The following is a 279-nucleotide window of genomic DNA, read 5'->3' as shown; positions in this document are numbered from 1 at the left end:
CGGCGGCAGCACCAGGGGCAGCGTCAAGACCGAATCGATGACCTCGCGCAGGCGGCTGCGCGTGCGTGCGAGCGCGTAGGCCGCGCCCACGCCCAGCACGAGGTTGAGGACGGTCGCCCAGCCCGCCACCTTGAGTGAGAGCAGCAGAGGCGTCCAGATGGAAGCGGACAGCCCCACCGTGGAGTTCACGCGGCTGCCGGCCAGTTGCACGCCGATGCGTTCGGCGGACAGCATGTTGCGCTCGGCATCGATCACGTCCAGGTAGTTGACCGACCCCGC

At 69.5% G+C, this 279-nt stretch carries 1 pseudogene; it reads right to left on the bottom strand.

Going from position 1 to position 279, the window contains the following annotated elements:
* Positions 1-279: pseudogene (locus DBV35_RS30825) on the bottom strand (hypothetical protein); the annotation flags it as partial.

The organism is Acuticoccus kandeliae (assembly GCF_003073115.1).
Note: the sequence above shows the minus strand (reverse complement) of the source record. Positions and strands in the feature narration are given on the sequence as shown.